Genomic DNA, 26,523 nt, shown 5'->3' on the forward strand with positions numbered 1-26,523 from the left:
AATATTTACTGTTTCTTGTTAGCAACGCCTTTTATCAATTGTGCATTAAAAATAATTATCGATACCAGTAAAAGCAAGTAAGAAAAGATCTGGTGTAAATCTATTGGCTCTTTAAAGTATAAAAAGGCTACCGTAAAAGCTACAATCGGATTTAAATAAATTAATATCCCTAAGGCTGAGGAAGGCATGCCTAGCAATGCGTAAGAATTTAAAAATAAAGGTATAATGGTAAAAACTATAGCAATTAAAATAATATGCCACCAGAAATAGGTATCTGTGGGGAAAGGATTTGAACTAATGATATACATGGGTAACATCAATAAGCCTGAAAGAATAAGCTGGATCCCCAGCAGGTTAAACTTATCAATCCCTTTTATTACCTTTAATACAATTACATACAGGGCATAGAATGATGCGATAACAATTGCCCAAAGCACCTCGTTTAAGGAGCCTGTAGCTAATAATATGATGCTTACAAAGGCAATTATTAATGCGATTATTTTAGCTCTTGTAAGCTGTTCCTTTAAAATTATAAAGCCACTTAATGCGGTAAGCAAAGGGCAAACCAGGTAGGCAAAGGCCGCGGCCTTGAGGCTCACGCTATTTACTGCATAAATGTAGCTAAACCAGTTACCGGTAATCAGGAAAGCAGATATGATTGTAAATAGCAATAAACGTTTTTTTTCTTTGCCATTTAAAGATTTAATTAGTGCTATATCCTTTTTGATCGCCTCTTTTCTAAAGATAAGGGCAACCAGCCAAACCAATATAACCGATGCAAATATGCGGTAATATAAAATCTCGGGTGGAGAAAAACCTTTTATGTTACGAAGTGGGATAGACATTGTTCCCCAGATAATATAGGGAACAATGCCTGCTAAAAAATATTTACTCTTTCCTAATGCCAAAACTATTCAACTATGGCAATCACTGAAATTTCAACGTTAACATTTTTGGGTAAAACAGATACTTGAACAGTTTCGCGCGCAGGAAAATCTGCACTGAAATATTGTCCGTAAACTTCATTTACCTGTGCAAAGGTATCCATGTCACTTAAGAAGATACTTGATTTAACCACATTATCGAAAGTTAAGCCTGCCTCCAGCAATACTGCCTTTAAATTACGCATTACCTGATGAGTTTCCTCCTGAATGTTGCCGATATTAAGTTCTCCACTTTCCGGATTGATAGCGATTTGGCCAGAGATAAATAAGAAATTACCAGCTTTAACCGCCTGGCTATATGGCCCTATTGGAGCAGGTGCATTGGTTGTATTAATAATTTGTTTCATAATCAATTTAAAGAGGTATGGTTATTTGGTAAGCCATTGAATGAGCTTGTAAATGATTCCTGCTAAAAAAATGGCAATGGCCAATGCATTGATGAAATGCATGATTTTAATATTAATATTGGTTGGCCGGTTAGGATCTTTTTTTCTGAAGAAATACATAATACAAACTTAGAGAAAACCGATTAGCATTTATAATCATCATGGAAAAAAATGAGCAAATAAAAAAAGGGCTCCGAATTTCGGAACCCTTTTTCTAATCAGTTATATTGAAATACTAGTTTCTAGCAGTTTCAACACGACGGTTTTGGATACGACCTTCTTCAGTATCGTTAGAAGCAATTGGATTAGCTTCACCGAAACCTTTAGTAGCAACTTGACTAGCGCTAACGCCAGAATTTACTAAGTAAGTTTTAACAGAGTTTGCTCTGTCTTTAGATAACTTCACGTTATATGCAGCAGTACCTTCGCTAGAAGCGTAACCGTTAACAGTTACTTTACCACCGTTTTCACGTAACACTGAAGATAATTTATCTAAAGTTGGGTAAGACTCAGTTTTTAAAACTGAAGAGTTGAAATCAAAAGAGATTTTCTCGAAACCAGTTACATTGCTAGCTGGAGCAGTTGCAGCCTCAGGTTTTGGAAGTGGACAACCAGAACCATCAACAGCAGTACCAGCAGGAGTTCCTGGGCATTTGTCGAATTGATCAGCAACACCGTCACCGTCAGTATCTTTTTTCAAATCTTCAACAGATTTCTCTACGTTAGAAACACGGTTTTTCAATGCTTCAACTTCTTGACGTAAAGTAGGATCTTTTAACTCATCGTACATAGTAGCTAATGGGTTAGTCCACTCTAAGCTAGGTTTAGCAGATGAACCTAAAGAGAACTCTAAACCAGCATAACCGTAAGAGAATTTATCTTTAGTAGTTCCTTTTGCATAAACTCCATCAAAGTTATCAGCGTCAACAAAGTTCATAGTGTAACCTAAGTTAAAGTTAACACGCTCAGAAACTTTGAATTTAACACCAGCACCAACTGGAATATAGAAACCTTTTGTGTAATCTTTTGCTTCGTGTTTGTCACCAACTGGACCAGTAGCTTTACCTTTCCAATCAACAACAGTGCCGTTAGTATAAGTTACTTTTGGAGCATAAGCTAAGTAACCACCACCCGCAGTAACGAAGAAACCAACAGAGTTCTCACGACGTAAGAAGTCGATAGAACCTACGTTGATCACACCACGTAAATCAACAGCATATTGTAATTCAGTTTCGAATTCTCTAACTGTAGTACCTGGAGCCTGAGCAACGTCATTTGATCCAGAAACTTTACCACGTAAACCGTTTAATTCTAAAGCGAATGAGTGACCTAATTGTTTACGGATATTTAAACCGTAACCTAAGTTAACATCCCATTTGTTGAAATCATTAGAACCGCCGATTGCGATAACAGGAGCTAAAACACCACCGTTAACACCAATTGACCATGTTCTGTACTGTCCTCTTCCACCAAATACCTTGGTAGAAGAAGTCGTTGCCGGAGCATCTTGAGCAACAGCAACAGAAGCTAGTCCTGTTAAAGCTACTAAAGAAACAGCAAGACTTTTCTTTAAAGTAGAATAATTCATAATCTTTTTCTTTTTTAAGGGTTAAACAATTTAATTGATTAATTTTTTAGTAATCGCAAAATTAAACAAATTTTTAAATTTTCAAACTTTTATACAAACTCCGTTCCAAACTTCTCAGGTGCTAATCATTTTCTTACATTTGGCCATTATTCGTACTAAAATACTTCATTTATGAAATATCCAACTATCGATCAGTCGCTATTTGTATTAAACAGAAAGAACTTCGTTAAACGCTTAAAAAGCAATTCCTTAGCCATATTCAATGCCAGCGATGAATTTCCAAGAAGTGGTGACCAAAACTTTATTTTTAAGCAAAATCCCGATCTGTTTTATTTATCAGGTATAGATCAGGAGCAGACTATTTTACTCCTTTATCCTGATTGTCCTAATCCTTTGTACAGAGAAGTCCTGTTTTTAAGACAGACAAATGATTATATTAAGGTTTGGGAAGGTTATAAATATACAAAAGAACAAGCAAAAGAAGCTTCAGGCATAACAAGCATCTATTGGTTAGAAGATTTCGATAATATTTTGCATAGCATTGTTAATTACGCGGAACATATTTACTTAAATACGAATGAAAATGATCGCTATGCGCATGAAGTGCCTTTTCGTGATATTCGGTTTATCGAAAAAATGAAATCTAAGTACCCTTTACATCATTACGAAAGATCGGCCCCTATTATGCGTGATTTGCGTGCGGTAAAGTCAGATGTAGAAATCGCATTAACTAAAAAGGCCAGTGCCATAACCCGCGATGCATTTGTGAGGGTGTTAAAGTTTACCAAACCCGGGGTTAAAGAGTATGAAATAGAAGCAGAGATTATTCATGAGTTTATCAAGCAAGGTGCTACAGGGCATGCTTATACCCCAATAATCGCTTCTGGACATAATGCCAATATTCTTCATTACAACGATAATAATCAGGTGTGTAATGATGGAGATGTTATTCTGTTTGATTTTGGAGCAGAGTACGCTAATTACAATGCCGATATGAGCCGCTCCATCCCTGTAAACGGAAAATTTACCCCAAGACAGAAAGCGGTTTATAATGCGGTACTGCATGTGATGAAAGAATCTATAAAGCTTATAGGTGTTGGAACAATTTGGAATACCTATCATGAACAAGTTGGTGAAATCATGACAGAACAGTTAATCAAACTCGGATTAATTTCTTCAACAGATGTGAAAAATCAAAATCCAGCTTATCCGGCATATAAAAAATACTTTATGCATGGCAATTCACATCACTTAGGTATAGATGTACACGATTTTGCGGGAAGATATACCCCATTTGCAGCAGGCAATATCTTAACTGTTGAACCTGGTATTTATATTCCAGAAGAAGGGTTAGGCATTCGCTTAGAAAATAATATACTCATCACGGCAAATGGAAATGTAGATTTAATGGCAGATATTCCATTGGAAGCGGAAGAAATAGAATCTATTATGAATAGCTAACGTAGTTAGCGGTTAGCAATTAACAGTTAAACAATTCAACAGTTAAACAGTTAAACAATTCAACAGTTAAGCAGTTAAACATTTAGGTTAAGTATTAATCCATTCGTCCGCAAAGCGGTAAATATTAAAATCTTTTTGATTGGAGGCTGCCAGAATTTTTTCTTGCAGCCTTTTTTTATCTACCGACTGCATGCGTTGGTGTTGAATGATTTTCCAGGCTTTTTCTGCTAAAAGCAAAGTCTTTTTAGCATTGGCCTCAGTAATTGGTGCCAATATCCAGTCTGTTACCGCAGAAATACCTTCTTGCTTATCTGCAATGGTTTTAAATATGGGGATGGTCTTTTTACCACTGTGAACTAATTTTTTGAGATTATTAAAGAAAGTATCTGCTCCCTCACGATCTGATTTGTTAACCACAAAACAATCTGCAATTTCCATCAATCCCGATTTAATATGCTGGATCTCATCTCCAGATTCTGGAACTAAGGTAACCATAGTTTTATCTGCCAGGCCCGCAATTTCTACTTCTGATTGCCCCACGCCAACAGTTTCGATGATAATCAGGTCAAAATTGGCCGCTTTCAAAATATCTACCATTTCAATTGTTTTGGTAGAAATTCCTCCCAAGGCACCTCTGGTTGCAATGGACCGGATAAACACCTTTGGATTATTAAATTGAGTAGCCATTCTAATTCGATCTCCAAGTAGCGATCCGAAATTAAAGGGAGAAGTAGGGTCTACAGCCAATATGGCGATTCGTTTGCCCTGCGCAGTTAGGGATGAAACTACAGCATTAATTAACGTACTCTTCCCTGCACCCGGAGGACCGGTAATACCTATTACAGGAACTTTAACCTCATGGCTTAAACTTCTTAAAAGCTGATCAGAAGGGGCAATCTCATTTTCTACTAACGTCAATGCGCGAGCCAGTGCTTTGAAATTACCTGCCTTCAATTCACTCAAAATGGATAGAGGTGTATTCATCAATAAAACTATCTTTGTACAAAGAAACAGATTTATTTTTAATCGTTATTGTGTAGAATTGGTAATAATCAACCTTCGCAATTACTTAATTTATTCATGAAAGTTACAGGTTTTACCTTCATTAGAAACGCAGTAGTAAATGATTATCCGGCAAAGGAAGCTATACTTTCTGTTTTACCACTTTGCGATGAGTTTGTTGTAGCGCTTGGTAACTCTATAGATGAAACAGCTGAATTAATCAAAAGTATTCATTCTGATAAAATTCGGATCATCAATACCGCTTGGAATGACAGTATAAGGGAAGGGGGGAAAGTATTCGCCGATGAAACCAATAAGGCATTGGCTGCAATTTCTGATGATACCGATTGGATGATTTACATACAGGGTGATGAAGCTATTCATGAAGATTACCTGCCAGTAATTAAGCAGGAAATGGAATCAGAGTTGAGTAATAAGAATGTGGAAGCTTTGCTATTAAAGTACCGTCATTTCTATGCTTCTTATGATTATCTTGCAGAATCGAGGCGATGGTATAGAAGAGAGGTTCGCATCATAAAGAACCTTCCAGGCGTAAGTTCTTACAGAGACGCTCAAGGCTTTAGAATTGATGATCGAAAGCTAAAAGTAAAGTTAATTGATGCTTATGTATATCATTATGGCTGGGTAAAACCACCAAAGGGTTTGCAGGGTAAGGTGAGGAATTTTAACCAGTTTTACCAAACAGAAGAGTGGATTGAAGAGAATTATCCCGTTCAGGAAACCTACGATATGCACAATGCAGACCGTTTAGTGCATTTTAAAGGAACACATCCTAAGGTTATTCAGGCTCGAATCGAAGCCGCAAACTGGAAATTTGAAAAAGACCTCAGCAAAGAAACACCGAAAATGAATTTCAGGAGAAGGGTACTTCAGAAAATTGAAGATTTAACGGGGTTGCGCCTCTTTGAATACCGTAATTATAAAATTGTTAAGTAGATGCAGAAAAGCATTTCTATTGTTATTCCCAATTACAACGGCAGGCATTTGTTAGAAAAGTATCTGCCTTCGGTATTTCTTGCCGCCGAAAATGCCCAAACCGCTTTTGAGGTAATTGTTATTGACGATGGCTCTAAGGATGATAGTATTTCTTTTATTCAGCAATATTATCCTAACGTAGTGTTGTTAATTAATGAAAAAAACAGCGGGTTTTCTTACACCTGTAATCAAGGGATTAAAAGCGCACAATATGAGTTGATTTTGCTCCTCAATTCGGATGTGAAGCTTACGCCGGATTACTTTGAGCATCAATGGAAATATTTTGACCGACCAGACACTTTTGGTGTAATGGGACGGATCATGAGTTTCGACGAATCAAAAATAGAAGATGCTGCCCGACTGCTATACTATGGGGGGTGTCGCATTAAAGCAAACAGGTTTTATTATAGCGAAGACCCTTCAGAAGATTGCGTCTATACGGCCTATCTTTCAGGAGCAAATGCTTTAGTTGACGCTAAAAAGTTGAAAGAACTACAAGGATTTGATGAAATATATTCTCCATTTTCTTCAGAAGATTTTGATTTAAGCCTAAGGGCCTGGCAACTGGGATGGAAATGCTATTATGAGCACCAATCTTATTGTTTTCATCATGTTAGTGGCAGTACAAAAACACAAATCAAATCAAATTTTATAAAGAAAATATATTATCGCAACCGCTATATTCTTCAAGGTATCCATTTGCAGGGATTTAGAAGGTTACTTTATCCTTTGCAACAAATCTTAACTGAATTAATACCTAAATTAATTACTGGAAAAATTTGGGTGTGGAACAGCTACAAGGACTATCGCAAACATAAAAATGAAATTGATGCCAGTAGAGCCAGATTGGAGTTGTTAAAAGCTAAATATCAATCTGATCTTCATATTTCTGACGTGATCAATATTATAAATCAATCTATTACGGGAAAAAAGATTCAGCGATTGTAATTTTAAGTAGGCTTGAGGCTTTAAAACTTACAGGTTAAATCGAAAACCGTACATTTGCTGAGTTTTATTAAAAATTTTATGGCGTTGACTCACATGCAACGTACATTTCACATATTCCATTTTATATAAAAATGAAGATTTACTTTCGTTTGTTATCTTTTGCGAAACCCATTGAGAAATTTGCAATTCCCTATGTTATAGCAACCCTGCTATCCATACTTTTTGGTACCTTAAATCTAGCCTTACTATCCCCATTGTTTGAAACTTTATTAAATCACAATAAAGCCCAAAATGGACAAACACTAACCGATCAGGCCATATCATCATTTAATATACTAGGCCAATTTAGGCAATATGTAAATGAATCAATAGGTACAATAGGTCCAGATAAAACACTCGGTTACGTGTGTGTAGTAATTATTGTATCAGTGCTTCTCTCTAACCTTTTTAAGTACTTCTCTCAAAGATACATGGAAGATTTAAGAGTGCATACATTACTAAATTTACGTAAAACAGTATTTAATAATGTGATGAACTTGCATGTTGGATACTTTAATAACGAACGTAAGGGAGATATTATTTCTAAAGTAGCATCAGATGTGCAGGTTGTGCAATTTACCGTTACCAACACGCTTCAGGTTGTGTTTAAAGAGCCTGTAACACTTATAGTGTATGTAGTATTACTTTTTAATATTTCTGCAAAGCTTACCTTTTTCTCACTGTTAGTCATTCCGGTTTCAGCATTCATCATTAGTAAGATTGTTAAAAGACTTAAACAACAAGCCAAAGAATCACACGAATCCTTTGCCAAAATGATTGGATTTTTAGATGAGGCATTAAGCGGTATAAAAATAATTAAGGCCTTTAATGCTTCAGAAAGAATTAAGCATAGATTTGACGAGGAAAATATTTTTTATTCTAACCTAACAAGAAAGATTACCCGGAGACAGCAATTAGGATCACCGGTTTCTGAGTTTTTGGGAGTAATGATGGTTGCTGCAATTGTATGGTATGGAGGATCTTTAATTATCAATAAAGAGAGTAACGCATTAGCTGCCGCAGATTTTATCGCTTACATTGCTATTTTCTCCCAGGTAATGCGCCCTGCAAAAGCTCTTACAGATTCATTCAGCGGCATACATTCAGGAATTGCGGCCGGAGAACGTGTTTTGGAATTAATAGATACCAAACCACTATTAATCAATTCAGCAAATGCAACAGTTTTGCCTGGCTTTAGTAAAGAAATCAGGCTCGAAAAGGTATCATTTGCCTATGGCGATAAAACTATTTTAAAAGATATCGATTTTGTAATAGAAAAGGGAAAAACGATAGCATTGGTAGGGCCATCTGGTGGGGGAAAAAGTACATTAATGGATTTGATCCCACGTTTCCATGATCCCAAATCCGGAACGATTAAGATAGATGGTTACGACTACCGTGAATTAACCGTAGAAAGTATTAGGGCTCAAATGGGAACTGTTAATCAGGAATCGTTTTTATTCAACGATACTATATTTAACAATATTGCATTCGCAAAGCCAGATGCAACTATGGAAGAGGTAATTGCTGCGGCAAAAATTGCCAATGCACATGATTTTATTCAAAATACCGAAAATGGTTATCTTTCATTTGTAGGTGATAGGGGTAATAAGCTTTCGGGTGGTCAGAAGCAGCGTGTTTGTATTGCGAGAGCCGTTTTAGCTAATCCTCCAATCATGCTCTTGGATGAAGCAACCTCCGCTTTGGACACCGAATCGGAAAAATTGGTTCAGGATGCCCTGAATAATTTGATGAAAAACCGAACTTCGATTGTAATTGCACACCGTTTAAGCACCATTCAGCATGCTGATAAAATCATTGTGATTGATAAAGGTAACGTTATAGAAACTGGAAGTCATAGTGAATTGATTGCACAAAATGGCTTATATAGACGTTTAATTGATATGCAAGCTTTTAATGATTAAACCATGAGTACAGCTTTGAATGTAGCTAAATCAATCTCACTGTCGGCTTATGAGTATGAGTATTCTATTTGTACACTGGTAACCCGCAAAGCTGAGTACGTAGAGATGTTGGAATCCTTTCTTGAAAAGGGATTTGACAAAGAAAGCTGTGAGTATTTGTTTATTGACAATACCGAAGGATGTAAATTCGAAGCTTTTCAAGGTCTCAACCAATTTCTGCAACAGGCTAAGGGAAAATATATTATTCTTTGCCATCAGGATATTGTTATTCACGATCAGGATCGGAAATATTTATCCGCACGAATTGCAGAGATAGAAAATAATGATCCAAATTGGGCAATTTTAGCCAATGCCGGAGGGATAAACTTTAAATGGATTGCAACAAACCTCACACAAGGTTCAGGTAATGTGATTAAGGAGAAAAGGTTGCCCCTCAGGACTAAAACTGTAGATGAAAATTTCATGATAGTAAAAAATAGTGCTAATCTGGCCCTATCCCATAATCTGTCTGGCTTTCATCTTTATGGCCCGGATTTATGCCTGGTTGCTGATGTATTGGGTTTTAATGCCTATGTGATAGACTTTAATATCATTCATAAGAGTGATGGTAATCCTGATGAAAGCTTTTATAAACTTAGAAAAGAATTTATAAAAAAATATAATAATGCCCTTAGAGGTAGATTTATGACGACCACTATAACCCGCTACTACTTGTCGGGTAATTGGTTTACGGCATGGTTTTATAATTTGCAACCAGTTAAATTTTTGGTTAGGCAGTTTTTTAAGGCTTTTAAGCCCAAAAAATTATATTTATTAGACGTTAAGAAAAATGCTTAAGATAAAGAACGACGCTATCATTTATATTTTCTGTGCACCTAATTTTGCAACTGGCGGCCCCGAGGCACTACACCAACTTGGGCATCAATTGATAAAAATGGGTATTAATGCTAAAATGTACTATTATCCTATTGGGAGTGATAACAATGATCCAGTTCACCCTTTCTACAAAAAATATCAGGTACCTTATGTAACTTCAGTTGAAAATGCTGAAGCTAACTTTCTCATTTTACCAGAGACCTCTCCAGAGCTGATATTTAAAAAAGAACTGAGTAAGATTAATAAGGTTATCTGGTGGCTTAGTGTAACTAACTACTATAAGATGTTGGCTCCTGTGATCAGAAGAACAAAACGCAAACCGTCTTATTGGATCAGGAAGCTTTATGATCCAATTGAGTTTGCTTCTCTGGAGAAAATTAAGGAAATGAATATTGCAAATATTGGGCACTCCTATTTTTCGATGGATCATTTAAAGAAAGCAGGTATACATCCAATCGGACAGATTTCTGATTATATGAATCAGCAGTTTTTTAATAGGGTGAATGAGCAGGTGGAGAAGGAGGATATGATTATATATAACCCCGTAAAGAATGGTGAATTTCTCCAAAAAATAATAAAAAAAACACCCGAATTAAATTGGGTAGCACTACAAGGCTTAACGCCAGAAGAGGTAGCAAGCACCATGAATAGGGCAAAATTATATGTTGATTTCGGCTATCATCCAGGTAAGGAAAGAATGCCTCGTGAGGCTTGTATTATGCGTTGCTGTATGATTATTGGCCGGGAGGGTTCAGCTGCTTTCGACGAGGATATGCCTATCTTAGATAAATATCGTTTTGAGAAAGTAGACGACAATATTAAAGATATTGTACAGATGATCAACATTTGTTTGGAAAATTATAATGATGAGATAAAAAATTTTGTTTCGTACAGGGAGGCATTGTATATGGAAGAACAGAAGTTTGAGCAAGCCGTTAAAGATGTTTTTGTAAAAGTATAATCTATCACCTTGGAACAACCTTTAATTTCCATAGCATTATGTACCTACAATGGTTCGAGGTTTGTAGAAGAACAGTTGATTAGCATTATTAATCAAACTTATAGAAATATTGAAATAATTGTTGTAGATGACGGCTCAAAAGATGAGACGGTAGAAGTGGTGAGAACTTTGATGAATTCTTTCCCACAGATCAAACTTTTCGAAAACGAAAGTAATTTAGGCTTTAATAAGAATTTTCAGCGGGCGATAGAATTAGCCACTGGAGCATATATTGCGATAAGCGATCAGGATGATATATGGGAATTAAATAAATTAGAGTTACTATTTAATCACATTGGCGACAAATGGTTAATCTTTTCGAACTCTGCATATATTAATGAGGAGAATGAGCATATAGATAAGATGCTTCTTGATCCTTCCTTTCATCTGGGTGATCGGGATTTTAGAAGTCTACTTTTTTATAATTTCGTAACCGGGCATACTACGCTGTTTGATAGAAAATTGATTTCATATGCACTACCTATTCCTCAGTTAGGATATTACGATTGGTGGATGGGATTTGTTGCACTTTATCATCATAAAATAACTTATCTCAATAAGTGTCTTACCTTACATAGAATTCACACTAATTCGGTAATGCAAAAGGAAGAGCTAAACAATGCAAAAAATTTAAAGGAGGCTAGGTATTCCGAAATTGCTAATAATTTGAGTACGCTGAAAGAATACAAAGGTTTAAGCAAAAAAGACAGGCGTCTGATAAGCAGATTATTCCTGTCATATACACACAAAAGCAAATATAATTTATTCCTAATCACACAAATGATCAAGGATTATCACAAGTTTTTTCCCGATTTGAAAAAGCGGAATTTGATCAGTAGATTTAATTTTGCAAGAAAGATGGGCTACTAATGTTAAAAATACTATGCAAGATTCTCCAAGCAAAAATGATCTGAAAGCAATTGCACTTTACTTGCCACAGTTTCATCCGTTTAAGGAAAATGATGAGTGGTGGGGCAAAGGTTTTACAGAATGGACTAACGTCACTAAATCAAAACCAAAGTTTGAAGGACACTATCAGCCACATCTACCCGCTGATTTAGGTTTTTATGACCTTAGGCTCCTGGATACTATGGTTGATCAGGCGAAACTTGCAATGGAATATGGAGTTTATGGATTCTGTTTTTACCATTACTGGTTTAATGGTAAGCTGTTAATGGAAACCCCAGTAGAACAAATGCTTAAATCTAAAAAACCAGATTTCCCTTTCTGCCTATGTTGGGCAAACGAGAATTGGACAAGGACTTGGGATGGATTAGAAAAAAACGTCTTAATTAAACAAGACTATGATTTAAAAGACGATTTGGATCATATACAATATCTGATGCCATTTTTTAAGGATGACAGATATATCAAGATAGATGGTAAACCAGTATATTTAATGTATAGATCCGAACTCCATCCTAATATTAATCAAGCCGTGCATATATGGAGGGAAGAAGTTAAAAAACAAGGATTTGAGGATCTCTATTTAATACGTGTAGAAAACTTTAAGAGAAATTTTGATCCTGTAAATCATGATTTCGATGCTAGTATGGAATTTGCTCCAGATTTTTCACTTGAACTTCAAAAGTATAGCAAAAAGAAGCCTATTCGACATTTTTTAAGAAAATTATCTCATAAAACTGGAATAGCATCAAGTGGTTTATTAAAAAATAAAGTCTTTGATTATCAGGATATGGTTGATCGAATGGTTGCGAAAGAACCAAAATCATATAAATTTTTTAGGTCCGTATTTCCCAGTTGGGATAATTCTGCTCGAAGAGCTAAAGACGCTACTGTTTTTGTCAATTCCAGCCCGGAGAAATTTAAGCAATGGGTGATCAAAACAGCTGATTACACCAATCGGAATTTTAACGGAGATGAGCGAATGATGTTTATTAATGCCTGGAATGAATGGGCAGAAGGCTGCCATTTAGAACCGGATCAAAAATATGGACATCAATATTTGCAAGCGCTAAAGGAAGGATTGGATGCTGTTAAAATCAATAGTCATAAAGAATAAATCAAGACACAATTTAAATTCTTAAATGAGTTCAAATTGTGTTTAATCGTTTGGATTTTATATGTCTTCCAGTATTTCTTCTAGTCTAGAAACCTGTTTTTTCACTTCGTATCGCGCTGCCTGTGCTTTGATCTCCGTTTCTAAAAATTGCTCAGGATAATCTTTCACTCTCATCATTGCAGAAGCCAGGTCCTTTGCTCTCCAGGTATCGATAACAATGCCGGTTTGCTCATTAACAAATTCGCTTATGCCCCCAGAGTTAAAGCCGACTATAGGTTTGCCTAAGGCCGCCGCTTCCAGCATTACCAACGGGAAAGAATCCTCACGAGATAGAAGTAGAAAAGCATCAGCAGAATTAAGATAGTTATAATATTCATCACTCTGTGCGCCTAGAAATAATACTCTCCCAGGAAATTTATTTTCCAATGCTTTTTTGGCATAATAGTAAATCCCCGTATTTTCCTCGCCTCCAATCCAAATAAATTTAACATTATCGGGAAGTTCAGCAACCAATGAAGCAAGGAAGTCTACACCCTTTATTAAAGAGGTTTTTCCTGAAATTGCCCAAACGAAATCATCGTTATTGAAGCCGGTGTTAGCCTTAACTTCAGGCGCTGTTTTGCTGCAAACAATCTTGTTCGCATCTATAAAGCCATAAAGCAGTTTTACATCTGGTCTTCCCATGTCACTAATCTTTTCACAAACCGTTTTTGAACAGCCAATTAAGGTGCTGGAGGAAGTAATGATTCGCTCCATGTCCGTGTAAGAGTTAAAGTTATAAGCCAGGGGTAACTCATGGGCATGTGTAATAATTTTTACCCCCAATTTGTTTGCAATGGAATAAACTTCTGGCAACACCAATGTATTGACATACCAATAATCTACATTATTTTTTTTATGTATTTGTGTTAACTGGTAGGTTAAAGAATCAATTTTAAAAATTTTTAAAATGGTTCTCAAAAATCTTAATGATCGCTTTGGATTCTTCTTGTATGGCAAAAAATGCGGGATCTCGGCAGGTAGCTGATCTACAAGCACTCCCTTAGTTTTTGTGAATAATAGTGGCGTAAATTTTTCTTTATTAAGATGTATCAAAGAATACCAAAGTAGCATTTCTGAGCCAGTTCTGCCTAAATTGTGCGTGATAAATAATATTTTCTTCATCTAATCTTTGGTGATTGGAAATCAGTTTTTCTGCAAAGTAAAGCAATAATTCATTAAGTTTTATTTTATTACACTAACCTCGGTTCATTACTTTTGTTAATATATTTGAAAGCGATACTAATAGGAATAAATTAAAAATTAATTCAATATCTCCGTATCTGTAATTAGCAAAGAATGAAACAACCAGAAATAACGGTTTTTATGGCCGCTTATAACCAGGAAAAATATATTGAAAAATCAATAAATAGCATATTAGAACAAAGTTTCAGCGACTTTGAGCTGGTTATTGTAAATGATGGTTCTACGGATGATACTGTTGCTATTGTTGAATCATTCTCAGATGACAGAATCAGATTGATGCACAACGCTGGTAATCGGGGATTGATCTTTACCAGAAATAGATTGTTAGACATTGCAAGGGGTAAATATATAGCGATCCTTGATGCTGATGACATTGCGTATCATGATCGTTTAAAACATCAATATCAATTCCTGAGAAAGAATCCAGATGTTGTATTGTGTGGTGGTCATGCCAACATTATTGACGAGCATAATCGCGCAACTGGAGCACAATTGCGGGTACCTGTAGATAATACTGTAAACATGTTTATGTTATTTGGTAATCCCTTTGTGAATTCTACTACTATGTTTAGAACCGAATCTTTTAAAGCTATTGGTGGATATCAGGAATATGAGATTTCTGAGGATTACGATCTTTTTATCAGGATGTCAAATGGTCAGAAAGTAGCTAATTTAGATGAAACACTGATAGACTATAGGGTGCATAGTAATAACACATCAGCTCTACATTTAGCCATAAGGCTTGAGAATGAGCAGAGGATTATTTCCAGTTTGAGAAGTATGATGGGCGTTTCAGTTGATGAATTTTCCTTAAAAATACATTTTGAGCTTTTTTCATGGCATTTGAATAAAGATCACCTGACGAATTATGCCAATCTACTCAGCGAGCTGAAACTAGCTAACAGAATTTCAAAAACATATGATTCTAATCGATTTGAACGCTTTTTATTTGATAAATGGTGCGCTATTCTCCTGTCGGATCAAGTCAATGGTCTTTATCTTAAATGGTACTTTAATCCTGCTTTATTTAGCCTGTCTTATTTTAATCTTAAGAAAATGCGTAAAGCTCTTAAAAATAGTATAAAAAACGTTTTTTGATAGGTTTATTGCCCCACAGTCCATTTCATTTTGGTTTTAACAATTAGTGATGAAAGTAGGTAGCAAAGAATATATACGATCACAAAACGACCTAGCAATAAACCTGTATTTTGCCAAACATTAAATTTGGCTACATTTAACTTTAAAGGTTGAAAAATTAACGGTAAAAATCTTTCTATTACAATACTATGTATAAGGTAAATGCCAAAAGTGGTTTCTCTTGGTTTCAGTTTATCTAGTGTTTTAATGCTTCCAATCTTGAGCAAGATTCCAAATGATACTAATGAATAGATAATATTAGATATTCTAAGTGTATTATAAGCATCAGTACTTCCTAGTTTGATCAGGTGCATTGACTCCCAAACCCCCAGGCTAAATGTGGCTACATAAAGTAATACCCACATGAGCCAAGAACTTTTCTTAATAAATTCCACTACCTTGATGTAGTATTTATTGAGGAAAACCCCTAACCATAAATAAAATACAAAACCAAATAAAGCTGAAGTATGAGTAGTTTCAAACCATTTATAATATAGATTGACACTATAACTTAAGGAAATGATGCCAAACAGAATCCCTAACCAATAATTATATAAGTATTTCTTGAAAATTAAAAGTAATGTAATGCAGATAAGGAAATTAAGTATAAACCAATAAGGACTAAAAAATAGTACCCGATATCCTAAATCCGATATATATGCCCAAAAATCAGTAAACATGAGGCCACCATCGCTACCTTTCATATAGGCAACAGTTCTATCCAGCATGGTAAGAAGTAGATAGACCAGAATCCAAAATAACCAGGGTTTAACGGTATTTTTAAATCTGTTTTTTAAATACTGAATGGCCGAGTATTCTTGAAACTTGTGGTTAATAAGAAATCCACCAATCAAGAAAAATGCGATTGTAGAAAATTTGAAGAATTGCAATACTCCCGTCTCAACTATTGTTGCTCCAATCGTACTGTACATTGGAGCATGAGCAATTTGACTGTGCTCAAATAGAATTCCCATCATAGAAATGCACCTGATGGTATTTACAAAATCGAAGTTTTTATTTAGAGTAGATGTCTGTTTCAGTTGGGTTGGATTCATTAATTAATACCTTTTCATAAGTGGCTTTGCAAATATGACAAAAAAAACCATCTCAAATTGATAATGAGATGGTTTTAACATTTATTAAGTCTTTCCAAGCTGGATTTTAATTTGCTCGTGCAAGCCAGTTAGAATTCTATTGTTTTTGCTTTGAAGTTTTGTTTGTTTTGAGCGATTATTTTCTTCATGCATCTGTTTTGGCCTATGTGGAGTAAACTTAATACATCAAGTAAAATGCTATACCTTCATTTCTCCAGGCTGAATTTCCATTCAGTTCATTTGGATTTGCGGTATAGACATGGTCTGTTTTCCCTGAAATAGTAGAAAAAGCATATATTGGACGGTAGCCAGAAGTTGCAGAAGTGTATACATAAGTTTGTATACCTTCCAATACGTAACCTGCAGGTATGCTCGAATTTGTAGAAAAATAGTGGTCATCAATGGCATAAAACCTATACAGTGGCTTTCCCCCACTTCTTAAACCATAGCCAAGTATTCCTTCATTTACCCAAGCTGGAAACCAGTTCGAGCCTCTTTTAACTTTTTGTGCTAAAAGAACATACGTTTCCTCTGGATTGGCAAGCATATGAACACCCTGATATGGATTATATAAACGCGTTAATGCAATTCCGTTTGAAGGAGGAGGTCCCCATACTTGTGGAAGTATTGCTAACGGTGTTGTTGTGATGGTTTTAGAAGTTTGTTCCGATAACTCTTTACTTGAAATAGGATCACTTAATAGTTCTTTTTTCTTACAACTTAATAAGGAGCAAGAAATAATGGCAAGCATAAATGCTATCATCTTTAAATTTTTCATAAAAGTTTTTTTCCTAAAGAGACACGAAAAAAAGTATATTTTTGATAACTCCCCGTTGTCAAAAGCTATTCCATGAAATATACATTTATATATGTTTTATTAATAGCTCTTCTCATGCTAGATATCGGGATTACCTTAAGAAAATATAGGGATAGCTGTGGTTATTCTCAACAATTTGTTGCAAACTGCTTGGAAATTAGTAGAGTGAGTTACAGAAAATGGGAAAATAACGAAGTTGATTTTTCGATTAACCAGCTGGAGAAAATATCTGAATTTTATTCAATACCTATCGATCAGATCATAAAGGATTCCTATATGGTAGTTGGGTATATGATAAAACATAGTAGTACTAAGTAATAATTATTCGAATATAGGCATCAAACAAAAAGGGTCTCAACTTTCGCTAAGACCCTCCATAAAGCTATAATAAGCTTAATTATAATTTACGTTTAACTTCTACTTGTTCGTAAGCTTCCACGATATCGCCCACTTCAATGTTGTTAAAGTTTTGGATGTTCAATCCGCATTCGTAACCTTTCGATACCTCTTTAACATCATCCTTAAAGCGTTTTAAGGAAGCAAGTTCTCCAGTGTAAACTACAACACCATCTCTAACGATACGGATTTTGCTGTTTCTGGTAATCTTACCATCCAATACCATACATCCTGCAATGGTACCCACTTTAGTGATTTTGAATGTTTCACGGATTTCAACGTTAGCCACAATTTTCTCTTCAAATTCTGGATCCAACATACCTTCCATCGCAGATTTAATCTCGTTGATTGCATCATAGATGATAGAATATAAGCGGATATCGATTTGCTCTTGTTCTGCTAACTTACGTGCACCAGTTGAAGGACGAACCTGGAAACCGATGATAATCGCATCGGATGCCGAAGCCAATAATACATCAGATTCTGAAATCTGACCTACACCTTTACTGATTACGTTGATCTGGATCTGCTCAGTAGAGAGTTTCAATAATGAATCTGATAAAGCCTCAATAGAACCATCCACATCACCTTTAACGATGATATTAAGCTCTTTAAAGTTACCAATTGCTAAACGACGACCGATCTCATCCAGTGTGATGTGTTTCTGCGTACGTAAGCCTTGTTCACGTTGTAATTGCATACGTTTGTTCGCAATATCACGTGCTTCGCTTTCACTTTCTAAAGCATTGAAGCGATCACCTGCTGTAGGTGCTCCCTGCATACCCAAAACCTGTACTGGTTGTGATGGGCCTGCGGAGTCAACCTTAGCTCCACGCTCATTGGTTAATGCTTTAACACGTCCGCTGAAGCTACCCGCTAAAATTGGATCTCCAACTCTTAAGGTACCACCTTGAACCAATACCGTAGTAACAATACCACGTCCTTTATCCAAAGCAGCCTCAATTACTGTACCTGTAGCACGTTTATTAGGGTTAGCCTTAAGTTCTAATAACTCAGCCTCTAATAAAACTTTATCTAAAAGTAAATCAACATTTAAGCCGCTTTTACTTGAGATTTCTTGTGATTGATATTTACCACCCCAGTCTTCAACTAAAATATTCATGGTTGATAATTGCTCGCGAACACGGTCTGCATTTGCTCCTGGTTTATCCACCTTAGTGAATGCGAATACTAAAGGAACGCCTGCTGCCTGAGCGTGATTGATAGCCTCTTTCGTTTGAGGCATCACTGCATCATCCGCTGCAATAACGATGATGGCAATATCCGCTGCTTTCGCGCCACGTGCACGCATCGCTGTAAAGGCTTCGTGACCTGGTGTATCTAAGAAAGTTACTTTTTTACCCGAAGAAGTCGTTACCATGTAGGCACCAATGTGTTGAGTGATACCACCCGCTTCACCAGCTACTACATTTGCTTTACGGATATAATCCAGCAATGAAGTTTTACCATGATCTACGTGCCCCATAATAGTCACTACAGGAGCTCTTTCGATCAAATCATTTTCGTTATCTTCTTCTTCAATAACATTGTCCTCCTCTTCATCAGGTTTTACGAATTGAATTTCGTAGCCAAATTCATCAGCAACAATGGTTAAAGTTTCAGCATCTAAACGTTGGTTAATGGATACGAACATACCTAAGCTCATACAAGTACCAATAATTTTGGTAACTGGCACATCCATCATGTTCGCCAATTCATTAGCCGTAACAAATTCTGTTACTTTTAATATTCTTGATTGCGATTCAAGTTCGTTTGCTGCTTCTTCTGCTGATGAAGCAACATCATCACGTTTTTGACGACGTAGTTTAGCACGTTGAGCAAATTTACCTGATTTACCTGCACCACTTAAACGAGCAAGTGTTGCCTTGATTTGATCTTGAATCTCTTTCTCAGTAGGCTCTTCTTTAGGTCCGCTTGGAGTTGCGTTTCTATTTTGGAAACCTGGTCTGTTATTATTTCTATTACCTTGATAAGGTTGGCCGCCTTGTCCTGCAGGACGATTACCTTGATATGGTTGGCCTCCCGGACGGTTCCCTTGATAAGGCTGACGCGGTTGTTGGGTACCTCCCTGACCTTGGCCTTGACCCTGTGTGCCAGCAGGATTTTGTCCTTGCTGACCCTGACCTGGCTGTCCAGGTCCTCCCGGAGTTTTCTTGCGTTTGCGCTTGCGTTTCGCAGCTTCGCTATCGCTTGAAGAGGCTACAGGATTATTTCTTCTGTCTGGTACAGTTGGCAGGGTAATTTTTCCAACGATGTTTGGTCCAGATAATTTAACTGTACGTGCCTTAATTACTTCAGGTCCGGCAGGCTCAGTAGGTGTACTGGCAGGCTTTACTTCTGGTTTAGGCTGTTCAACTGGTTTCACAGGTTCTGGGGCTTTAGCTACAACAGGTGCTTCTTCCTTTTTAACTTCCACAGGTTTTTCTTCCACTTTAGGTTGTTCAACAGGTTTCACAGGCTCTGGAGCTTTCGCTACAGGAGCTGGGGGAGGAGTAGTTGGCTCTTCTTTTTTTACCGGGCGTGTTTTTGAATTAAGATCGTTTAAATCAATCTTTCCTACAATTTTAACACCAGGCAATGCACTTTCCTCAACCTTTTCCTCAGCTTTAACTTCTTTTACAGGCTCTGCTGCCACAGGAGCCGGAGTTTCTTCCTTAGGTGTTTCAACAACCTTTGGTTTTTCTACCGGTGGAGTAAATGATTGAGCATTTTTAATTAAAATCTCTTCATTTTTCTCAAAATCGGCATTTTTCTTTGGCGCTTCTACTGGCTTTTCAGTCTCAGGCTCGTCGCGACGTATTTTACCAATCACTATTTGTTTGGCTTCTTCTCTTACGATCTTATCTCCCTGATACTCTTTCAACAAGGCATTGTACATTTCACCCGTAAGTTTAAACATAGGGCTCTTCTCGGCAGCGAAGCCCTTTTTGTTTAAAAACTCAACGGCCGTACCCATGCCTATATTAAGTTCTTTAATAGCTTTAATTAAAATGATTGGTTTGTCGTCTGACATTTAGCTCCTTTTATTTTTCTAATTGTTATACAAAAGTAGTGTTTATTTGGAAATTACACCACTTATTCAAATTCTGACTGTAAAATTTGAACCACTTCCTTAATGGTTTCCTCTTCTAAATCAGTACGTTTTACTAAATCTTCAACAGTAAGTGCTAATACACTCTTTGCTGTATCACATCCAATAGCCTTTAATTCATCAATAATCCAGCTATCGATTTCATCTGAGAATTCTTCCAAATCAACATCCTCATCTTCTTCTCCTGCTTCACGGTAAACATCAATTTCATAGCCAGTTAATTTACCAGCAAGCTTGATGTTGTGTCCGCCACGGCCAATAGCTAAAGAAACCTGATCTGGTTTCAAGTAAACAGAGGCGTGTTTTGTTTCATCATCTAATTTAATAGAAGTGATTTTCGCAGGACTTAAAGCACGTGTGATATATAGTGAAATATTGTTAGTGAAGTTAATCACATCAATGTTTTCGTTTTTCAATTCGCGAACAATACCATGGATACGTGAACCTTTCATACCCACGCATGCCCCAACTGGATCAATACGGTCATCATAAGATTCAACAGCAACTTTAGCACGCTCTCCTGGTTCGCGAACAATTTTCTTAACGGTAATTAAACCATCAAAAATCTCTGGAACTTCCAGTTCGAACAAACGCTGTAAAAATTCTGGCGCTGTTCTGGAAATAATGATTTTTGGATTAGCATTGATCATCTCTACTTTAGAAATCACTGCTTTCACAGAATCTCCTTTTTTGAAATAATCTGCAGGAATCTGCTCTGTTTTAGGCATTAAAAGTTCATTGCCTTCATCGTCTAAAACCAAAGTTTCTTTCTTCCATACCTGATAAACCTCGCCAGTTACAATTTCGCCTACACGATCCTTGTATTTTTTGAAGATTTCATCTTTCTCTAATTCCAATACTTTAGAAACTAAAGTTTGACGAGCAGCTAAAATTGCCCTGCGGCCAAAACTTTCCAGTGTGATTTGCTCGATGTAATCATCTCCAGCCTCTAGGCTTGGATCATATTGATGTACTTCAGCAAGTTCGATCTCTAAATCATCATCCTCAGAAAATCCATCCTCCATTACTTTTCTCGTTCTCCAGATTTCTAAATCCCCATTGTCAGGATTCACAATTACGTCACAGTTCTCGTCAGTTCCGTATTTTTTACGCAACATGCTACGAAAAACTTCTTCCAACACACTGATCACCGTAGGGCGATCGATATTTTTAAAATCCTTAAACTCCTGAAAAGAGTCGATCAAATTAATTGTTGTAGTACTCATTTTTATTTAAATGAAATTAACACACTTGTTTCTATTATATCATTTAACGGCACAATGCTTTCAACTGTCACCGCTTTTTTCCCTTTTTCTTTAACCGATTCCTCAATCGTTAAGCTATCTTCTGCAACTTGTAAAAGCTTTCCTTCTCTCTTTTTTCCATCCTTAAGCTTCAAGCCTACCGTACGACCAATGTTTTTCTGATATTGGCGGTTAAGTTTTAACGGCTCTCCAACTCCAGGAGAGGATACCTCTAAATTGTAAGCCTGAGCAATAGTATTTTCTTCTTCCAGATGAAAACCTACGTGTCTGCTTATGGCAACACAATCCTGGATACTGATTCCTTCATCGCCATCAACCTGAATAATCAGTTTATTGTTTGGCAACATTTTTACATCTACCAAAAATAATTCCGGGCGATCTGCAATTTTCTCTTCAACGAGCTCTTTTACTCTCTTTTCTACCTGCATATTTAACCTGATTTCATAGAAAAAGGGGACAATGTCCCCTTCTCTTTTCTTCGATTACAAGGCAAAGGTAGTAATTTTTTGGATAAAATCAAACCCTTGTGCTAAAAAATACTCATTAAATTATCTCGTAAGTGTTTGTCGTTGTGGCTGTAACTGCGCTTTTACGTTATTTTTGAGCAGTCCGCCCAATGATCCGAATTTTACGCCAACATAGTTTTCTACCAGATAGGTTTTTCCTTTCAAAAAGGTACTATCAGGCGTAAATTGAATAGAATCTCCTGCCAATTTAAAACTACCCGAGATTTCTCTTTCAGTTTGCAGGCTATCCTGATCTCCTGGGATAATGAGTACTGTGATCAAACTATTGGCATCAGGATTAGCCTGATAGGCTTTTCGAGCCTCAAACCAGCTAGCCTCATCAATGTTTTTAATTATTATTGTAGAACTATCCCCAGAAAACTTTATGATTGGCTTGTTGTTTGCATTGGAGCAAGATTGAATACTTGTGGCAAATACAAACACTGCCAAATACAATAAAACGCATTTAAACATTTACTAAATTACAAAAACTATGAGACTTATTATTGAAATCCTGTTAACGGGACTGGCTTTTTTTCTGGGGGCTAAATTGGTTCCGGGTGTAAGTATTGACGGCTATGGAAACGCCATCATTGCTGCCATTTTAATTGCCCTGGCAAATGCAACAATCGGATTTATTCTGCGGTTACTTACCTTTCCGGTTAATTTTTTAACGCTCGGATTGGTGTCTTTCATTATCACTGTATTGATGATTTTACTGGTTGATAATATGATGACCTCATTTAATACTTCTGGGTTTTTAGCAGCGGCATTTCTGGCTATTGTTGTGGCTTTAATTAAAGCAATTTTTAATGCAATAGCAGGAGATAAGGATTAAGTTTGGATTATGGGGTTTGGAGACGAGGGTTTCTGGTCAGGGGCTTTAAAACTCGATTCTTAGTTGGATATTGAGGTCTTAAGTTGAGCGTTTACGATGTTGGTTTAGGGCTTGGATTTAGGTGTTTTGAAACTCCTAACTCCAGGCCCCCAATTCCAAATTAGCGAATAACTTCCCTCGAAATCACCATTTTCTGGATCTCAGAGGTGCCTTCGTAAATCTGAGTGATTTTAGCATCACGCATTAACCTTTCTACATGGTACTCTTTCACAAAGCCGTATCCTCCATGTACTTGTACGGCTTCAATAGTAACATCCATGGCTACTTTCGAAGCATATAATTTGGCCATTGAGCCTGCCTGGGTGTAGGGAAGACCTTGATCTTTTAACCAGGCCGCTTTGTAAACCAATAGCCGTGCCGCTTCAATCTGGGTAGCCATATCCGCTAATTTAAAAGCGATTGCCTGGTGTTCTGAAATAGGTTTTCCGAATGATTTTCTTTCTTTTGAGTATTGCGTCGCTAACTCGAAAGCACCTTGTGCAATCCCTAACGCTTGCGCGGCGATGCCAATTCTACCCCCTTCTAAGGTTTTCATAGCGAATTTAAAGCCGAATCCATCTTCACCAATCCTGTTCTCTTTGGGTACTTTAACATCATTAAACATTAAAGAATGGGTGTCAGATCCACGAATCCCCAATTTATTTTCTTTAGGACCTACCGTAAATCCTTCCATTCCTTTCTCTACAATAAAAGCATTAATGCCTTTGTGTCTCAGTTCGGGATGCGTTTGTGCAATGACCAGATAGGTAGAAGCAGTACCACCATTGGTAATCCAGTTTTTGGTTCCGTTCAACAGGTAATAATCTCCTTTATCTTCAGCTGTAGTGCGCTGAGAAGTAGCATCAGATCCTGCTTCTGGTTCTGATAAACAGAATGCACCAATTTTTTCTCCAGAAGCCAGTGGTTTTAAGTATTTTTCTTTTTGTTGTGCTGTGCCATAGGCTTCTAGACCGTAGCAAACCAGTGAGTTATTTACAGATACCACAACAGAAGCAGAAGCATCAATTTTGGAAAGTTCTTCCATCACTAATACGTAAGATATGGCATCCAAACCACTTCCATTGTATTTTGGGTCGACCATCATGCCCAGAAAACCCAATTCACCGAGTTTTTTTACTTGTTCTGTAGGGAATTTTTGATGTTCATCACGTTCAATCACACCGGGTTTCAACTCTTGCTGCGCAAAGTCTCTCGCAGCTTGCTGAATCATTAATTGTTCTTCACTTAATTCAAAATGCATAACATTATGTATAAAAGGTTAGTTAATCAAATGTAGCATTTCTCATGTAAAATACTATGGTTGCATAGCATTTTTATTTCTTTTCAAAGGGAGGCTTTAAAAGGAAGTTCGTTTTGACTTATTGGGGTGCAAGCTGATAAAAAGACTTAAGCTTCCAAGTAATAAGAGGAGCAAGACTTGTGACGAATGAATGATGGTGGCATAGGCCAATCCATCTTTGAAGGTTATGGAGTAGAGCACCAAAGCCTGGGCAACCATCCAATGGAAAACTCCTATCCCGCCTTGTACCGGTGCGGCCATAGCAAAGCTGGAAAACACGATGGCAGTGAATGCGGCGTTAAAACCCAGCAAACTTGTTGATGGTATTGCTGAAAAGGCAAAGTAGATGGAAAGAAAGTAAAATATCCAGATACCTAAGGAGTAAAGTAGGAAAAGACTTTTGTGTTTAAGTTTGTGGTAAGAACTAAAACCCTGGCGGAGGTTCACAAAGATTCTTAAAAATTTATTGCTAAACTTTTGTCGTAATATGTTGATTGTTAATGCCACTAAAACAACTGCTAAAATGCCAATCAATAGTAACCACATATAATTAATAGCGTTTAGTCTATTTTCTAGTGAGGGATAAATGGTGTGGGTGAAAAGATTTAAGATGATATCTTTTTGGAAAATAACCATTGCCAATGCGGTAAAGAGCAAAACGGCAACATCAAAAAGCCTTTCTGTAATTACGGTACCAATAGAGGCAAACATAGGCACTCTTTCCGTTCGATGGATAATAGAGCAGCGGCCTACCTCTCCGAATCTTGGCAAGGCCAAATTCGCCAGGTATCCTACCATTACCGCATGATAGGTATTCCAGAAACCTACAGGATAGCGCATAGAATGATAAAGCATCTGCCACCTTAGGGATCGAAGTATATGCGCTATCCAAACGGAGAACGCAGAAATACCCACCCATATAAAGTTAGCAGATCTTATTTCCTGCCAGATTTTCTTCAGATCCTGACCTTTAAACGCTAAAAACAATACCGCTAATCCTATTAAAAACAGGATCATATACTTCAGCACTGTTTTAAGGTTTAGCGTCACAATGTTACTTTAGCAAATGGTTGTTATCGTCAGGGAATACTAATATAGGATTATATTTTTTAGCTTCCTCTATTGGCAGTGAGCCATAAGACATAATGATTAAAATGTCTCCAAGTTGCGCTAAACGAGCTGTAGCCCCATTTAGGCAAATGGTTCCAGTGCCACGTTCCCCTTTAATAACATAAGTTTCAAAGCGGGCACCGTTATTATTGTTTACAATCTGCACCTTTTCGTTGGCTATAATGTTAGCCGCATCCATTAAATCTTCATCAATCGTAATACTGCCAACATAGTTGAGCTCTGCCTGCGTTACTCTAACACGGTGTATTTTCGATTTTAATATTGTAATAACCATTCGGCAAAGTTAGTAATCAGTTTGGAGTTTTTAGTCATGAGATTGGAGTTTCGGAAAAAGCACTGTAATCGGTAATTAAAAATACAGGATTTTTCGTAATCGCGGATACAGAGAAATTGGCAAGAATGATGTCGAGAAATTGGTAAGAATAAATACATAGTTCACCTTTTGGGGCAAAGCC

26 protein-coding genes are annotated in these 26,523 nt (G+C 36.8%); 11 read left to right on the forward strand and 15 right to left on the reverse strand.

The window, feature by feature from the left end; genetic code table 11:
• Window positions 1-5: 5 nt before the first annotated feature.
• From BMX11_RS20415 to BMX11_RS20425, 4 genes are all read right to left on the reverse strand, one after another.
• The gene (locus BMX11_RS20415; RefSeq protein ID WP_090888140.1) at window positions 6-908 is read right to left on the reverse strand and encodes an EamA family transporter; all 903 of its coding nucleotides are present in this window, start codon (window positions 906-908) and stop codon (window positions 6-8) included.
• A gap of 2 nt (window positions 909-910) precedes the next feature.
• Window positions 911-1,291, reverse strand: a complete 381-nt coding sequence (locus BMX11_RS20420; protein WP_090888143.1) for a RidA family protein — start codon at window positions 1,289-1,291, stop codon at window positions 911-913.
• 21 nt (window positions 1,292-1,312) lie between these two features.
• A complete protein-coding gene (locus tag BMX11_RS24430) occupies window positions 1,313-1,450 on the reverse strand; it encodes a DUF6728 family protein (RefSeq protein ID WP_175474632.1) in 138 nt (45 codons plus the stop codon).
• A 115-nt stretch (window positions 1,451-1,565) separates the two neighbouring features.
• Complete coding sequence (locus tag BMX11_RS20425) at window positions 1,566-2,918, reverse strand: OmpA family protein (protein WP_090888146.1); 1,353 nt, start codon at window positions 2,916-2,918, stop codon at window positions 1,566-1,568.
• 171 nt (window positions 2,919-3,089) lie between these two features.
• On the opposite strand from BMX11_RS20425, the gene BMX11_RS20430 reads away from it, so the two are divergent.
• Window positions 3,090-4,379: an aminopeptidase P family protein gene (locus BMX11_RS20430; RefSeq protein WP_090888149.1), complete on the forward strand. Its 1,290-nt coding sequence runs from the start codon at window positions 3,090-3,092 to the stop codon at window positions 4,377-4,379.
• Window positions 4,380-4,466: 87 nt separating this feature from the next.
• On the opposite strand, the gene meaB is transcribed toward BMX11_RS20430, so the two are convergent.
• Window positions 4,467-5,363 (reverse strand): methylmalonyl Co-A mutase-associated GTPase MeaB, encoded by an 897-nt coding sequence (gene meaB, locus BMX11_RS20435; RefSeq protein WP_090888151.1) that lies wholly within the window; start codon window positions 5,361-5,363, stop codon window positions 4,467-4,469.
• 96 nt (window positions 5,364-5,459) lie between these two features.
• Between meaB and BMX11_RS20440 the strand changes: the two genes are divergently transcribed.
• From BMX11_RS20440 to BMX11_RS20470, 7 genes are all read left to right on the forward strand, one after another.
• Complete coding sequence (locus BMX11_RS20440; RefSeq protein ID WP_090888154.1) at window positions 5,460-6,338, forward strand: glycosyl transferase; 879 nt, start codon at window positions 5,460-5,462, stop codon at window positions 6,336-6,338.
• The gene (locus BMX11_RS20445) at window positions 6,339-7,325 is read left to right on the forward strand and encodes a glycosyltransferase family 2 protein (RefSeq protein ID WP_090888157.1); all 987 of its coding nucleotides are present in this window, start codon (window positions 6,339-6,341) and stop codon (window positions 7,323-7,325) included. It begins immediately after the preceding gene.
• A gap of 131 nt (window positions 7,326-7,456) precedes the next feature.
• A complete protein-coding gene (locus BMX11_RS20450; protein WP_090888160.1) occupies window positions 7,457-9,289 on the forward strand; it encodes an ABC transporter ATP-binding protein in 1,833 nt (610 codons plus the stop codon).
• A 3-nt stretch (window positions 9,290-9,292) separates the two neighbouring features.
• Window positions 9,293-10,126: a hypothetical protein gene (locus tag BMX11_RS20455; protein ID WP_090888163.1), complete on the forward strand. Its 834-nt coding sequence runs from the start codon at window positions 9,293-9,295 to the stop codon at window positions 10,124-10,126.
• The gene (locus tag BMX11_RS20460; RefSeq protein ID WP_090888166.1) at window positions 10,119-11,126 is read left to right on the forward strand and encodes a hypothetical protein; all 1,008 of its coding nucleotides are present in this window, start codon (window positions 10,119-10,121) and stop codon (window positions 11,124-11,126) included. Before BMX11_RS20455 ends, BMX11_RS20460 begins: the two co-directional genes overlap by 8 nt.
• A 9-nt stretch (window positions 11,127-11,135) precedes the next feature.
• Entirely contained in the window at window positions 11,136-12,035 is a 900-nt protein-coding gene (locus BMX11_RS20465) for a glycosyltransferase (RefSeq protein ID WP_175474633.1), read from the forward strand.
• Window positions 12,013-13,188, forward strand: coding sequence for a glycosyltransferase WbsX family protein (locus BMX11_RS20470; RefSeq protein WP_245738727.1), 1,176 nt, complete (start codon window positions 12,013-12,015; stop codon window positions 13,186-13,188). The genes BMX11_RS20465 and BMX11_RS20470 overlap by 23 nt, the downstream gene beginning before the upstream one ends.
• Before the next feature lie 57 nt (window positions 13,189-13,245).
• On the opposite strand, the gene BMX11_RS20475 is transcribed toward BMX11_RS20470, so the two are convergent.
• Entirely contained in the window at window positions 13,246-14,352 is a 1,107-nt protein-coding gene (locus tag BMX11_RS20475; RefSeq protein WP_090888176.1) for a glycosyltransferase, read from the reverse strand.
• Between the two features lie 174 nt (window positions 14,353-14,526).
• Here BMX11_RS20475 and BMX11_RS20480 point away from each other — a divergent pair, with 174 nt between their 5' ends.
• Window positions 14,527-15,531, forward strand: a complete 1,005-nt coding sequence (locus tag BMX11_RS20480; protein WP_090888179.1) for a glycosyltransferase family 2 protein — start codon at window positions 14,527-14,529, stop codon at window positions 15,529-15,531.
• 5 nt (window positions 15,532-15,536) lie between these two features.
• On the opposite strand, the gene BMX11_RS20485 is transcribed toward BMX11_RS20480, so the two are convergent.
• Window positions 15,537-16,625 carry an acyltransferase family protein gene (locus tag BMX11_RS20485; protein ID WP_090888182.1) on the reverse strand — a complete coding sequence of 363 codons (1,089 nt, stop codon included), beginning with the start codon at window positions 16,623-16,625 and terminating at the stop codon, window positions 15,537-15,539.
• 217 nt (window positions 16,626-16,842) lie between these two features.
• A complete protein-coding gene (locus BMX11_RS20490) occupies window positions 16,843-17,442 on the reverse strand; it encodes a hypothetical protein (RefSeq protein WP_090888185.1) in 600 nt (199 codons plus the stop codon).
• Between the two features lie 72 nt (window positions 17,443-17,514).
• Here BMX11_RS20490 and BMX11_RS20495 point away from each other — a divergent pair, with 72 nt between their 5' ends.
• Window positions 17,515-17,799 (forward strand): helix-turn-helix domain-containing protein, encoded by a 285-nt coding sequence (locus tag BMX11_RS20495; RefSeq protein ID WP_090888188.1) that lies wholly within the window; start codon window positions 17,515-17,517, stop codon window positions 17,797-17,799.
• Between the two features lie 79 nt (window positions 17,800-17,878).
• Here the strand turns inward: BMX11_RS20495 and infB are convergent, their stop codons facing one another.
• From infB to BMX11_RS20515, 4 genes are all read right to left on the reverse strand, one after another.
• A complete protein-coding gene (gene infB, locus BMX11_RS20500) occupies window positions 17,879-20,911 on the reverse strand; it encodes a translation initiation factor IF-2 (RefSeq protein WP_090888191.1) in 3,033 nt (1,010 codons plus the stop codon).
• Between the two features lie 62 nt (window positions 20,912-20,973).
• The gene (gene nusA / locus BMX11_RS20505) at window positions 20,974-22,215 is read right to left on the reverse strand and encodes a transcription termination factor NusA (RefSeq protein ID WP_090888194.1); all 1,242 of its coding nucleotides are present in this window, start codon (window positions 22,213-22,215) and stop codon (window positions 20,974-20,976) included.
• 2 nt (window positions 22,216-22,217) lie between these two features.
• A complete protein-coding gene (gene rimP / locus BMX11_RS20510) occupies window positions 22,218-22,682 on the reverse strand; it encodes a ribosome assembly cofactor RimP (protein ID WP_090888196.1) in 465 nt (154 codons plus the stop codon).
• A 120-nt stretch (window positions 22,683-22,802) separates the two neighbouring features.
• Entirely contained in the window at window positions 22,803-23,210 is a 408-nt protein-coding gene (locus BMX11_RS20515; RefSeq protein WP_217643888.1) for a hypothetical protein, read from the reverse strand.
• A gap of 43 nt (window positions 23,211-23,253) precedes the next feature.
• Here BMX11_RS20515 and BMX11_RS20520 point away from each other — a divergent pair, with 43 nt between their 5' ends.
• On the forward strand, window positions 23,254-23,598 hold the full coding sequence (locus BMX11_RS20520) for a phage holin family protein (protein WP_090888203.1): 345 nt from the start codon (window positions 23,254-23,256) through the stop codon (window positions 23,596-23,598).
• 160 nt (window positions 23,599-23,758) lie between these two features.
• Here the strand turns inward: BMX11_RS20520 and BMX11_RS20525 are convergent, their stop codons facing one another.
• From BMX11_RS20525 to panD, 3 genes are all read right to left on the reverse strand, one after another.
• Complete coding sequence (locus tag BMX11_RS20525) at window positions 23,759-24,898, reverse strand: acyl-CoA dehydrogenase (RefSeq protein ID WP_090888206.1); 1,140 nt, start codon at window positions 24,896-24,898, stop codon at window positions 23,759-23,761.
• Window positions 24,899-24,994: 96 nt separating this feature from the next.
• Window positions 24,995-25,954, reverse strand: a complete 960-nt coding sequence (locus BMX11_RS20530) for a lysylphosphatidylglycerol synthase transmembrane domain-containing protein (RefSeq protein ID WP_090888209.1) — start codon at window positions 25,952-25,954, stop codon at window positions 24,995-24,997.
• Window positions 25,955-25,991: 37 nt separating this feature from the next.
• A complete protein-coding gene (gene panD, locus BMX11_RS20535) occupies window positions 25,992-26,342 on the reverse strand; it encodes an aspartate 1-decarboxylase (protein WP_029274491.1) in 351 nt (116 codons plus the stop codon).
• Between the last annotated feature and the right edge of the window lie 181 nt (window positions 26,343-26,523).

The organism is Pedobacter rhizosphaerae, from assembly GCF_900111155.1.
Classification (GTDB): Bacteria; Bacteroidota; Bacteroidia; order Sphingobacteriales; family Sphingobacteriaceae; genus Pedobacter; species Pedobacter rhizosphaerae.